Annotated in this window: 10 protein-coding genes; 9 read left to right on the top strand and 1 reads right to left on the bottom strand. The window is 64.3% G+C overall.

Translation table 11 applies throughout. From position 1 onward, the window contains the following. Window positions 1-94 precede the first annotated feature (94 nt). The gene (locus ABIB28_RS13610; RefSeq protein WP_354288649.1) at window positions 95-2,683 is read left to right on the top strand and encodes a TonB-dependent receptor; all 2,589 of its coding nucleotides are present in this window, start codon (window positions 95-97) and stop codon (window positions 2,681-2,683) included. 141 nt (window positions 2,684-2,824) lie between these two features. Next, the gene (locus ABIB28_RS13605) at window positions 2,825-3,289 is read left to right on the top strand and encodes a hypothetical protein (protein ID WP_354288648.1); all 465 of its coding nucleotides are present in this window, start codon (window positions 2,825-2,827) and stop codon (window positions 3,287-3,289) included. 10 nt (window positions 3,290-3,299) lie between these two features. Here the strand turns inward: ABIB28_RS13605 and ABIB28_RS13600 are convergent, their stop codons facing one another. Continuing rightward, window positions 3,300-4,688 carry an MFS transporter gene (locus ABIB28_RS13600; protein WP_354288646.1) on the bottom strand — a complete coding sequence of 463 codons (1,389 nt, stop codon included), beginning with the start codon at window positions 4,686-4,688 and terminating at the stop codon, window positions 3,300-3,302. A 162-nt stretch (window positions 4,689-4,850) separates the two neighbouring features. Between ABIB28_RS13600 and ABIB28_RS13595 the strand changes: the two genes are divergently transcribed. Genes ABIB28_RS13595 through ABIB28_RS13565 form a run of 7 tightly spaced genes read left to right on the top strand, consistent with a single transcriptional unit; the run spans window position 4,851 to window position 12,994 of the window. Next, window positions 4,851-6,470, top strand: coding sequence for a tannase/feruloyl esterase family alpha/beta hydrolase (locus ABIB28_RS13595; protein ID WP_354288644.1), 1,620 nt, complete (start codon window positions 4,851-4,853; stop codon window positions 6,468-6,470). A gap of 51 nt (window positions 6,471-6,521) precedes the next feature. Further along, window positions 6,522-6,866 carry a hypothetical protein gene (locus tag ABIB28_RS13590; protein WP_354288643.1) on the top strand — a complete coding sequence of 115 codons (345 nt, stop codon included), beginning with the start codon at window positions 6,522-6,524 and terminating at the stop codon, window positions 6,864-6,866. Continuing rightward, on the top strand, window positions 6,866-7,282 hold the full coding sequence (locus ABIB28_RS13585; protein ID WP_354288642.1) for a GlcG/HbpS family heme-binding protein: 417 nt from the start codon (window positions 6,866-6,868) through the stop codon (window positions 7,280-7,282). The genes ABIB28_RS13590 and ABIB28_RS13585 overlap by 1 nt, the downstream gene beginning before the upstream one ends. A gap of 12 nt (window positions 7,283-7,294) precedes the next feature. Beyond that, the gene (locus tag ABIB28_RS13580; RefSeq protein WP_354288641.1) at window positions 7,295-8,407 is read left to right on the top strand and encodes a class I SAM-dependent methyltransferase; all 1,113 of its coding nucleotides are present in this window, start codon (window positions 7,295-7,297) and stop codon (window positions 8,405-8,407) included. Between the two features lie 2 nt (window positions 8,408-8,409). Continuing rightward, entirely contained in the window at window positions 8,410-10,476 is a 2,067-nt protein-coding gene (locus ABIB28_RS13575) for a hydantoinase/oxoprolinase family protein (RefSeq protein WP_354288640.1), read from the top strand. Beyond that, window positions 10,476-12,359, top strand: a complete 1,884-nt coding sequence (locus ABIB28_RS13570; RefSeq protein WP_354288639.1) for a hydantoinase B/oxoprolinase family protein — start codon at window positions 10,476-10,478, stop codon at window positions 12,357-12,359. Before ABIB28_RS13575 ends, ABIB28_RS13570 begins: the two co-directional genes overlap by 1 nt. Continuing rightward, complete coding sequence (locus tag ABIB28_RS13565) at window positions 12,356-12,994, top strand: isochorismatase family protein (protein WP_354288638.1); 639 nt, start codon at window positions 12,356-12,358, stop codon at window positions 12,992-12,994. Before ABIB28_RS13570 ends, ABIB28_RS13565 begins: the two co-directional genes overlap by 4 nt. Window positions 12,995-12,996 lie beyond the last annotated feature (2 nt).

The raw sequence follows: 12,996 nt of genomic DNA, 5'->3' as shown, positions 1-12,996 counted from the left end.
CTGGGCAGGCTGCCGTAAAAAAGTCCCGCACGAGAGTGACCGGACACGTCGGCGCGAACAGCCTTTACCGCACACGGATCAGAAGGGGTTCTCCATGCGCTTGATATCGATCTCACCGAAATTGCATCGTACGACATTGCTCTCAGGAGCGGCGCTGCTCGCGCTGTCCGCAGCCGGCCCAGCGTTGGCGCAGGTCGCGACACCGTCGGCACCGGCAGAGCAGCCCGTGACGAGCGCAGAGACGGCCGCTCCAAATACTGCCGGCGCCGACATCGTCGTCACGGCACGTGGGCGCGCGGAGAAGTTACAGGAAGTCCCGCTCGCAATCACGTCGATCAGCAGCCAGGCGCTCACCGCGGCGAACGTCCGCAACCTGCGCGACATCGCCTATTTGACACCCGGACTGCAGGTGACCAGCGGCGGCTCCGAATTCGGCGTCAACCCGATCATCCGCGGCCAGACCAACCTCAATGGTGGCTCCGGCGACCCCAACGTCGCGGTCTTTTTCGACGGCATCTACGTCTCGAACAGCAGCGCGATCAATCTCGGCCTGATCGACATCGAGCGTGTCGAGGTCGTGAAAGGCCCGGTCAGCGCACTCTACGGCCGCAACGCCTTCGCCGGTGCGATCAACTACGTCACGAAAAAGCCGTCGCTGACCGAGCCGCACGCCACCATCACCGCGTTCGGCGGCAATGCCGGCCAGTACAGCGTCAGCGGCAGCATCAGCTATCCGATCATCAAGGACATGCTCGGCCTCCGCGTCGCCGGTGGCTACGAACATTTCGATGGGAGCTACAAGGACTCGGTGACCGGCGCTATTGCCGGCGGCTTCGAAAAGCGTGACGCGCAGGCGACGCTCTACTTCACGCCGACCCCCGCGCTGTCGGTCACGGGCAGCTATTATTACGGAAATGACACGTTCGGCGAATCTGCGATCGCCTACAACGTCAACAATTGCGGGACCCGGACGGTACCGGCATCGAAATTCGACCCAGGCGGCACCGGCTATAACACCTTCTGCGGCAAGTTCGACCCCGATGCCCACCCTGTCGAAGTCCCAAAGCAGCCATCCTTCGGTGGCGCATCGGGCAACGATCGCCGCGTCAACCTCGCCAGTCTGAGCGTCACTTACGATTTCGGTCTGTTCAAGATCAGTTCGTTGACCGGCTATACCAAGGTCGATCAGCAGCGGCTTACTGACTTCATTGGCCGCCGCAACGGCATTCCATTCCTGCTGACACCCAGCAACACCTATGTGAACCTCCTCGAGCAGTTCGGCTCGAACACCAACAACACGGATTTCAGCGAGGAAATCCGGATCCAGTCGGACGTGAGCAAGCCGATCCGCGTCCAGGCCGGCGGCTTCTATTATAACGGCAAGACATACGCGACGACGATCGTCGGCATCGACGGCTCGGCCATCCCGGCGGGGCAGACGCTCGCCCCCGCGAACGGCTTCGGCCAGGCGGTCGACTATGTGACCAGCAACGGCAATTTCAGCACAACGCGGATCACCCAGACGCTGTCGCACGACAAGCAATATTCGGGTTTCGTCGGTGCCGAGTGGGATCTGTTCGAGGGTCTGACCGCCTCGGGCGAGTATCGCTACACGCACCAGAAGAAGGACCAGCTGATCATCCGCACGACCGGGTGCCCATCCTATCTGACGGCGCCTACCGCGAGCTGCACCGGCCCGGCACCGACTTACTATCTCTACCCCAATGGTCCGGTGGCGCCATCGGCCAACTTCAACTTCAGCAACTATCGCGGCACGCTCAAATACGCGATCTCGCGCAGTTCGAATATCTATGCCAGCGTCGCGAACGGCACCAAGGCGGGTGGCTTCAACCAGCGTGCCGTCGCTGCCCCCGATGGGTCGCAGCCGGATCTGACGTTCAATCCGGAGGTCAACACAACTTTCGAATTCGGCAGCAAGAACAGCTTCTTCAACAACCGGCTGCAGGTTAACCTCGCCGTCTATCACATCGACACGAAGGGTATCCAGATTTCGGGGCCGTCGTCGGTGCCGACCAACTCGGGCCTCGTCACCAAGAACTTCGGCAGTGTCCACACGACCGGCTTCGAGGCGGAAGTCGCCGCGCATCCGGTAACCGGGCTGACGCTGCGCGCGGGCGTCGGTTATGCCAACCCGAAATTTGGCAAGGATGCGTTCGACTTCGGTGCCGCCGCCGGGTGCGCCAGCAGCAACGTCACCACCGGCGTGATTACGCCGATCATCCCGCAATGCGCCGGCCGTGTCGTGATCCTGCCCGCCAAATCCCAGTATAATGCGAGCAATTTTAACAAGGCAGCGCTGTCGCTCAATGGCCTCAGCGTCCCGCGCGAAAACAACCTGCAGGTGACCACCGGCGCCGACGTGGCGATCCCGATCGGCAGCGGCACCTGGAAACTCGTCGGCAATTACAGTGGCCGCTATGAATCTAAGAATTACGTCTTCAACAACAACATCAGCTGGTACGGCCCGCGCTACATCGTGAATCTGCGCGCGGGGTTCGAGAATGAGCGCTATTCGATTACCGCATATGTCAACAACGCGACCGACGACCATACGCCCGAGATTGCCTCGGTGAATGCGCGCCTCAGCGACTTTGGCGGCGATCTCGACGGCTATCTGCCGATCGGGCGCCAATACGGCCTTACCGCCAGCGCCAAGTTCTGATGGTCAGGGCGGGCGTCAGCCTGCCCCGGTCGCTGGCTGCGGGCCGCGCCGAGTGTCGGCGCGGCCCTTTTTTGGAGCATCCCTTCCTTTAGGAGACGAATGATGATCGCCAAGGCTTCTCTCGCGGCAGCGGCCCTTGCCATGACCGCCACAAACGCTGGCGGCGCGACGGCCACGCCATCAAAGAGGCCGCTCTGTCCGGCGACGACGGCGTTCACCACAGCGCTCGACCATCTCGACGGCTACCGCGTATTCGTCGGCCCCGATGGTGATTCCGCGGTCGAGCCGTTCAGGATCGACGCCAAACAGGTCCCGATGCTCAAGACCGGCAAGGTCCTCAAGCTGTTGATGCTCCCCAAGCCCGGCGAGCATGTCCCCGAGATCGTGGTCGGTCCGGCCGACGTCGAATTGCCGTTCCACGCGGCGCCGTACAAGGAGATGTTCGTCCTGCTCGGCGGGTCGTTCACCTTCAAGACCGCCAAGGAATCGCATGCCATGACGCCGGGCTCGGTGCTGCTGTTCGACGATGTCGGTGCCAAGGTCGGTCATGGCGGGCACATCGGCCCGTGCGGCTATGTATCGCTATCGGTCGCGCCCGCGCAGTAGGCTGCGAAGGTCAGGAGGTGGGCGGCGTCAGGTCGCTCATCTCCGCGAGTGTCCGCTCGTCGAGCCGATAGCCGAGCAGCGCGACGATCCCCGCGAGCGTGATTGCCGTCGGCACATAGGCCATCGTCGCGCGGATCGCCCACAAGGCGCTTGCGGGTTGCACCACCGCGGCGCCCCGCGACTGGACATAACCGTAGGCGGCGAGCAGCGCGCCAACCAACGCCACACCGACCGCACCGGAGAGCTTTTCGACCGTCGTGTAGAGCGCGGCGAACAGGCCCTCGCGGCGAAGGCCGGTCTTGCGAAAATCATATTCCATCGTGTCCGGGAGCATCGACTGGCCCATCATGATGATGCCGCTGCCGCTGATCCCGTTGACGATACCCCGAGCATAAACGAGTGCGAGCGACTCACCGTGTACGGCGAGTGCCCAGCTCAACCAGACCGGCAGGCTGATCGCCAGCGCGATCAGGAAAGTCGCCTTCTTGCCCACCCGGGCCGAGACCCACAGCCACAACGAGGGTGCGATGAGGAACATCGCCGACTGGCACAGAAAATAATAACCTAGCACGCTGTTGGAAACACCCAAGATGCGTTCGAAAAAGAACGGGAAGATCGACTGCGTACCGAGCGACATCAGCGTGATGAACTTGACGACCACGAGGATCACGAATGGGCGGTTGCCGGCCGCTGACGTGATCTGCTGGCCGATCGTGTGGTGCGTCGTGACGCGCTCGGCCGATGGCGCGCGCGCGGTGCCGAGATAGGCGATTACCCCAGCGCCGACGACGATAGGTGTGAACACCAACGCCATCTTGGCATAGGCCTGCGCGCCGCCGCCGAACCAGTCGAGCAATTTCGGGCCGATCGCGGTGGCGATGATGATCGACAGGCCGACCGCATAGACGCGCCAGCGCATCAGTTCGCTGCGCTCGTGATAGGTCCGCGTCATCTCGCCCGGCATCGCCATATAGGGCACGTTGAAGACCGTGTAGGCGGTCGCGTAGAAGACGAGGATTGCGGCCATATAGACGAGCCGCATTGTCTCGCTCGCGAAGGCGGGGGCCGCGAAGATCGCAACGATCGATATCGCGAGCAGCACGGCGCCGAGCACCAGATATGGGCGCCTGCGCCCCATCTTCGAGCGCGTCCGGTCGCTGATCACGCCCATGCCGACATCGGCGAAGGCGTCGTAGAATTTTGAGACCGCGATCAGCGTCGCGGCGACCCCGGCCGCGAGGCCGTAGAAATCGGTCAGGAAGCGCAGCAATAGCGCGTTGGTCGCGGTCAGCACCGTTACCGGCCCCAGCGTGCCGATGCCCCAGGCGATCATCGTCCGCTTGTCCAGCGCCGGCGCAATTGGCGCGGCGGCGGGAACGTCGATCGGCAGGGTTGGCATGCGCGTCTCCTAAAGGCAGGCCACCGACGATACGCAAAGGCCACGCTCTGCATAGGTTGCGCCAAGCGACCTCCGAATGTCGGTTGCAGGCGACGTAACGGGCCGCACTGTGGCTGCGCTAGGGCAATCTCTGCACTTGGGAACGATAGGTGGGACTCGGCGATGATCAGGTGGCTCTGGACTGCGATCACGCTGTTGCTCGTATCGGGGCTGCTGCTACCGGATACGCCCGCCCTCGCCCAGACGCGGGCGGATCCTGCGATCTTCGACGCAGCGAAGTCCTGCAGCGGTGTCCGGGCGGTCGATTTCGGCGCGCTGCAGGACGCGCCGACAACCATCGTCACGACCACAATCCTCAACTACGGCCCCTACAAGCGCGAAGTCTGCGAGATCAATGGCGTCGTCAATCCGACGATCGGCTTCAAGATCGTGATGCCGACCCATGGCTGGAACGGCAAATATCTTCAGGGCGGATGCGGCGGCGCCTGCGGCACGACGCAGCTGTTCTGGTGTGACGATCCGCTCCGTCGCGGCTACGCCTGTCTCGGCTCCGACATGGGCCATCAGGGAGGCGTCGGCGCTTGGCGCTGGGCGTGGAACAACATCCAGCTGCAGGGCGATTTCGGCTTTCGCAGCACGCACGTCGCCGCGCTTGCCGGCAAGGCCGTCGTCGCGGCCTTTTATGGTCGCCCGGCGACGCTTAGTTATTATTGGGGCTGCTCAACCGGTGGGCGGCAGGCCTATCATGAGGCAGAATTCTATCCGGAGGATTTCGCCGGGATCGTCGGTGGATCGCCGCCGCTCAACGAGACCGGATCCTCGGTCCAGCTCGCCTGGTCGGTCAAGGCGGTGCTGCGCGCAGACGGCAGCGAGATTCTCGGGGTGATGCAGGCGCGCCTGATGCACACCGCTGTGGTCGCGCTGTGCGACAAGAATGATGGGATTAAGGACGGTCTGATCGGCGACGCGCGGCTGTGCCGGTTCGATCCGGCGACCATCCGCTGCAAGCCCGGCCAGGCCGCGGGCAGCTGCCTCACGGCGGAGCAGGTCGATGCGGCGCGCAGGCTCTATGCCGGCCCGCATGACAGCAAGGGCCGCGCGATCGGTCATTATGGCGGTGTCCTGCCGGGTTCGGAGCTGAACTGGATCGGCGATTATATCGACGGACCGAGCCGCAAGGCGCAATATCGCGGCTTCATCGCCGATGTCTGGCGCTATCTCGGCTTCAACCCCGGGCCTGGGCCATCGTGGACGCTGAACGACCTCGACTTTGATCGCGATCCGCGACGGCTGCAGATCAACGAAGCGATGTACCGGGCCGATAATCCCGATTTCCGCGGCTTCCGGGATGCCGGCGGGAAGTTCATCGGCTATCAGGGGTGGAGCGACACCTCGATCGTGCCGATGGGAACGGTCGATTTCTACGAGACGGTCGCGCGGACGATGGGCGGTTACGATCGGACGAAGGAGTTCTTCCGATTCTACGCCGTGCCCGGAATGCGGCATTGTTCGTCCGACGGCGACGGCGCGGACAATATCGATTTCCTGACTGCGCTCGAGAATTGGGTCGAGCGCGGCACGGCACCCGATATGCTGGTCGGCTATAATTTCGATTGGCGCGGGGTGCAGTATGTCGCACCGAGTTGGCCGCGCCCGGCGGATCAGATCCGCTTTTCCCGCCCGATTTTCCCCTATCCGAGCACCGCAATCTGGTCCGGCAAGGGCGATCCAAACGACGCAAAGAGCTGGCGTCGGGTCACCCGCTCCCCGGATAACGGTTAGCGCTCGGGCGTCGGTTTGCGGTGGCGTAGAGGTGGCATAGCGTTGATGACGATGGAACAGACCACTCCCCGCAAACCCCGCCGCCGCTTCGCGCGCGGTCAGTCCCGGCCGGACTATCTCCAACCAAGCGACGTCGACGCCGTGATGATGATGCTGGTCGCGTTGATGTCCGAGGTGTCCGCGCTGCGTGACCGGATCGACACGCACGAGGCGGTCGCTGATCTCGGCGGCTCGGCCGCCACCGCAGCGATCGAAGCCTATGAACTCACCCCCGAACGCCAGGCGGCGCGCGAGGCGAACCGCGAGGCGATGTTGAGGCGGGTGCTCCGTGTCATCACCGAGGAGCGCGACGCCGCGGCGTTCGATGCGGCTGCGCTGGCCGAGGCGGTCGCCTGATGGTCGCGCTCGCCACCGCAACGCAGATCGCGCAGACGGCCTTTGCCGAAGGGGAAGCACGCGGCGTTACCGTCATGTCCGTCGTAGTGACCGACGCCGGCGGCCACATTCGCCTCGCGATGAGAAGCGACAGCCAGGGAATCTTTGGTGTCGACACTGCGGTCGGCAAAGCGCGCACTGCGCTCGGCTTCAACCGCACCTCGCTCCATCTGTCCAAGATCTTCACCGATCCGTGCGCGGTCGCGGCGATCACTGCGGCGACCGGCGGCGCGTTCGTGCCGCTCGGCGGCGGCGTGGTCGTCCAGCGCGATGGCATGACCGTCGGCGCGATCGCCATCTCGGGTGGTCTGCCCGACGTCGACGAGGCGATCGCAGTCGCGGCGGCCGAGGCTGCCGGTCTTACCGTTTTGCGCTGAGGAGAGGTCACGATGCTACAGGAACGCCACGCGCTGCTGCCGAGCGAAACCCATGACGAGGCGGCGCGCTATGCCTTCGTCTCGTCGTTGCGCAAGATGTTCACCACCGAACTCTTCCCGGGCATGCGCACCGTCTATCAGGAGCGCCAACGCCCGGCTTTCGCCGCCAAGCACGGCCGCACGCCCGATACGGTGCGCGAGGCCAAGGACCTGATGGAAGGCAGCTTCTATTATCGTGGCGCCAACATCGTCGGGCGCGCCGCACAGGAATTGCTGTGGGATACCGTCGGCGAAAGCGTAGAGCGCCAGCTCGACACGCTCGACGCGGCGGCCAGGCCGACCGATCACGATATCGGCACGCTGCGCACCAATCCCGATCTGGCGATCCCGCGCTATATCGAGGCGGTCGACATCCATGTGATGCCGGGCAATTTCCACACCGAGCTGTCGCCGAACGATACCTATGCAGGCGCGCTGTACGATCGCGGCGTCCACGTCTTCTCGTTCGGCGGGCTCGGGCCCCGCAACGACGGCCTCGGCGTCGCGCATGCGGCTTTCGTCAAGGAGCGCTTCCCTGATCTCAAGCCCAAGCGCCTCCTCGATATGGGATGCGGTCCGGGCTTTACGACGATCCCCTGGAAAGAGGCCTATCCCGATGCCGAGGTGTACGGCGTCGATGTCGGCGGGCCACAGGTCCGTTATGCCCACGGTCGCGCCGAATCGATGGGCGTACCGATCCACTTCAGCCAGCAGGACGCGACCGCCACCGACTTTCCGGACGGCTATTTCGATATCGTCGTGTCGATGCTGGTGACGCACGAATGCCCGCAACCGGTAATCCGCGACTTGTTCAAGGAAGCGCACCGCTTGCTTGCGCCGGGCGGTGTGACGATCCACGACGGCGGCGCATCCTATGCTTCCGATCCGTTCGAAAATCTACTGACCAGCTGGTTCGGCAACAATGCGAACGAGCCATTCTCGGCCGGGTTCAAGTCGCTCGATTACGATCAGGCGTTCTTCGATGCGGGTTTCCCCAAGGATAACCTCGTCCGCGGCACGCGCGACCCGGTTTATCTCAAGGGCCAATTGCCGCCGATCAGTTTCATCGGTGCCATCAAGGAATAATCATGGGATATCGCTTGGGTGTGGACGTCGGTGGGACCTTCACCGATCTGTTGCTGTTTGACGAAGCCAATGGCGATTTCTGGCGGCACAAGACGCCTTCGACGCCGTCGGACAGCTCCGAGGGCATCTTGACCGGGGTGGAGGCGCTGTGTGCGGCAGCCGGCGTCTCGCCGACCGAGATCGCCTACTTCCTGCACGGCACGACGGTAGCGACGAACGCCGTCCTGGAGGGCAAGGGCGCACGCGTCGGGCTCGTCACGACGGAGGGCTATCGCCAGATCATGCAGATCGCACGCAGCTTCGTGCCGGGCGGCCTTGCCGGGTGGATCGTCTGGCCGAAGCCGGAGCCGCTGGCGAAGCTCGAGGACACAGTCGAGATCAAGGGCCGCATAAACGCCGCTGGCGTGGAGGTCCGCCCGACCGACGATGCCGACATCCGGGCTGCGCTCGAGAAGCTGAAGGCGCAGGGCGTCGAGGCGCTGACCGTCAGCCTGATCAATGCCTATGTGAACGGGGATCATGAGGACCGCGTCGCGGCACTAGCCGCAGAGATTTTGCCCGGTGTGCCGATCTCGCTCAGCCACCTCGTCCTACCGGAGATGCAGGAATATGAGCGGACGCTGACGACGGTTGCCAACGCGGCGGTGCGGCCGCTGGTCGGGCGCTATGTTCGCAATCTGCGCGACAAGCTGGCGAAGGTCGAGATGAACGGCCGGCTGTCGCTGCTCCGCTCCGACGGCGGGCTGATGTCGAGCCAGAAGGCCGAGGAACATCCCGTTGCACTGCTCATGTCCGGCCCGGCAGGAGGCGTTACGGGTGCGCTGTGGGTCGCGAAGAATGCGGGCCTGAAGAACATCCTGACGCTCGACGTCGGTGGCACCTCAACCGATGTCGCGCTGATCGAGCGTGGCGAACCGCGGCGCGTCCGCACCACCGAGGTCGGGCATCTGTCGGTGCGCGCCTCGTCGCTCGACGTAAAAACGGTCGGAGCGGGCGGCGGATCGATCGCCTATGTTCCCGAATTGACCAAAGCGCTGCGCGTCGGTCCGCAGTCGGCGGGCGCGGTGCCCGGCCCGGCGGCCTATGGCAAGGGCGGCACGCTGCCGACCGTCACCGACGCGAACGTTGTCCTGGGCTATCTGCCTGAAAATTTGCTCGGCGGCGCCTTCAAGCTCGACCGGCCGGCGGCACAGATCGCGGTGCAGACGATCGCCGATGCGCTCGGTATCGGATTGATGGAGGCCGCGCGCGGCATCATCGACATCGTCAACGAGAACATGTTCGGTGCGCTGCGCATGATCTCGGTGCAGCAGGGTTACGATCCCCGCGACTTTGCGCTGATGGGCTTCGGCGGCGCCGGGCCCCTTCACGTCAACGCAGTTGCACGGTTGATGGGCAGCTATCCTGCCGTGTCGCCGGTCAGCCCCGGCGTGCTGTGCGCGCTCGGCGATGCGACGACGCGGATGCGTACCGAAACCGCGCGCTCGCTGTCGAAGCGTCTGTCCGAGACCGATCTTGACGCGGTGCTCGCGCTGCTCCGCGAGATGGACGCGCAGGTGCGCGCGCAACTGGTACAGGACGGCGTTGCCGCCGACGAGATCGAGACCGGGTTCGAGATCGACGTGCGCTATTCGGGCCAGGCGTTCGAGGTGCCGATGACGATAGAGCTGGCCACGCTGGAGGGCGAAGGCCTGTCGGTACTGACGCAGCGTTTCGACGAGGAGCATGCGCGGCTGTTCACCTTCAACATGGATGCCGAGCACGAACTGGTGAACCTGCGCGCCGTCGCGTCCGGCCGCGCGCTGGAACTGCCCGCGCTCGAACTCGCCAGGGGCGACGGCGATCCGGCGCAGGCCAAGCTGCGCGAGCATAAGCTGTGGATGGACGGCGCCGAGCAGGCAGCGGTGATCTACGATCGCTCGAAGCTGGAGGCCGAGGACGTGATCGTCGGTCCCGCAATCGTCATCGAGATGGATTCGACCACGCTGATCGAGACCCGCCACATCGGCACCGTCGATGCGTTCGGGAATATTCTGATCACGCCCACGGTCTCCGGGGAGAGCAAGTAATGCCCGCAACGATCGTTCAGACCAACACAACGCCGTTCCGGCAAATTCCAATCGATCCGGTGACGCTCGACATCATTGAGAACGCGCTGCGCAACGCTCGCATCGAGATGGACGCGACCTTGGTCCGCACCGCGATGTCGCCCGGGATTCGCGAGCAAGGCGACGCCTTCCCGCTGATCGCCGATCACAAGGGGCGGATGATCGTCGGGCAGTTCGGCTCATATATCGGGCCGTTCCTCGATGGCTATGACGGCACCGTCGAGGAAGGCGACATGATCTTCCTCAGCGATCCCTACTCGGTGCAGGGCGCGATCAGCCACCTCAACGACTGGCTGGTGTTGCTTCCGGTGTTCAAGGACGGGCGTATCATCGCCTATACCTCGATGTTCGGGCACCAGAGCGATATTGGCGGCAAGGTCGCCGGATCGATGCCGATCGATGCCACCAGCATCTTCCAGGAGGGCGTGCGCATTCCTCCGGTCAAGATCTGGAAGAAGGGCGTTTATAACGAGGACCTGATCAAGCTGGTGATGCACCAAACGCGCAGCCCGGAATGGTGCAAGGCCGACCTCAACGCGCTGATCGCCTCGTGCCGCGTTGCGTCGCGTCGCGTTATCGAGATGGCGGAGCGCTTCGGCGACGACGTGTTCGTCTCGGCCTGCGAAGACCTGCTGGCGCGCAACCACCGCGCGATGAAGGCGCTGATCGAAAGCGCGATCGGCGAGGCGCCGGTCAGTTTCGAGGATTACATCTGCGATGACGGCCTGGGCTACGGCCCCTACAAGATCAAGTGCACGATGTGGCGCGAGGACGGACGCGTCGTCCTCGATTTCGACGGCACCGATCCACAGTCGAACGGCTCGATCAATTTCCTGCTCAACGAGAACATGATGCGGATGTTCTTCGGCATCTACATGATCATGGTGTTCGACCCGCAAATCCTGTTCAACGACGGCTATTACGACCTGATCGACATCCGCATCCCGGAAGGTTCGCTGCTCAAGCCCGAATTCCCGGCGGCGCTCAGCGGTCGCACGCATGCGCTGGGGCGCTTGTTCGACATTCTGGGCGGCCTGCTGGGGCAGAAGACGCCGGAGTTCCTCAACGCCGCCGGCTTCTCGTCGTCGCCGCACCTCTTCTATTCGGGCAGCGATGCGAAGGGCGAGTGGTTCCAGCTCTTCCAGATCGGCTTCGGCGGCATCCCCGGCCGTCCGCTCGGCGACGGCCCCGACGGGCATTCACTGTGGCCGAATTTTACCAACGTGCCCAACGAGTTTCTCGAACGCTATTTCCCGCTGATGATCGAGCGCTACGAAACCGTGCCCGATAGTGGCGGCGCCGGGCTGCACCGCGGCGGAAACGGCATCCTGATGACCTACAAGTTCCTCGAGCCAGGACTGATCGCAATTCACGACGATCGCTGGCTGACCTATCCGTGGGGCGTCAACGGCGGCGCGCCAGGTGCGCGGGCGCGCAAGATCTTGCGGCGCGCGGACGGTCGCGAGGAGATCGTCGGCAACAAGCGCGAGGACATGGCGGTGGAGGCCGGCGACGAGCTCGATTTCATCACCTGGGGTGGCGGCGGCTGGGGCGATCCGCTCGAGCGCGATCCGGCGCTGGTCGCCAAGGAGATCCTGCAGGGTCTCGTTACCGTGGCGGGTGCGCGTGCCTATGGTGTGGTGATGACCGATGGCGCGATCGATGCGACGGCAACCGAGGCGTTGCGCGGCGCCATGCGGGCCGCGCGTGGGGAGGAGATTCCGCTCTTCAACTACGGCCCCGGCATCGAGGCGCTGCGCGCCAACGCCAAGGCAGAAACCGGGCTCGACGGCCCCAAGCCGCCGATCCGGCGCCAGCCCGCGCTGGCGATCGCCGCCGAATGAGCGAGCTCGACGCGGATTACGCCAAGGCCGGCTTTGGCGGACATCTGCCGTTCGGAAAGCGGCCGGCGCTGCTGATCGTCGACGTGTGCCGCGCCTATCTCGATCCGGCGTCGCCGCTTTACGCCGGTGTCGAGGATGCGCTAGCAGCAAATGTCAGTCTGGCGGCGGCAGCGCGGGCGGCGGGCGTGCCTGTGGTGTTCACGCGCGTCTGCTACAGCGCAAACGGGCGCGACGGCGGGCTGTTCTTCCGCAAGGTGCCAGCGCTCGTCGCTTACCTCGACGACAATCCCCTCGGCGATTTCGACGATGCACTTCGGCCGTTGCCGGACGAGATCGTGGTGACCAAGCAATATGCCTCGGCATTCTTTGGCACTTCGCTTGCCGCCAGCCTGACCGCGCTCGGCATCGATACCTTGGTCGTCACCGGCTTCTCCACCTCAGGCTGCGTCCGCGCGACGGCGCTTGACGCGCTCCAGCACGGCTTCATCCCCTATGTCGTGCGCGAAGCGTGCGGCGACCGTGCACGCGCGCCGCACGAGGCAAATCTGTTTGATCTCCAGGCCAAATATGCCGAGGTGGTGAGCCTGGCGGAGATGCTACCGCTGCTCGGACGAGATCTGTCCAGACCCACTTAGGA

Origin of the sequence: Sphingomonas sp. UYEF23 (assembly GCF_040546165.1) — a bacterium.
Lineage (GTDB): Bacteria > Pseudomonadota > Alphaproteobacteria > Sphingomonadales > Sphingomonadaceae > Sphingomonas > Sphingomonas glacialis.
This window is presented reverse-complemented; position numbering and strand designations above follow the sequence as displayed.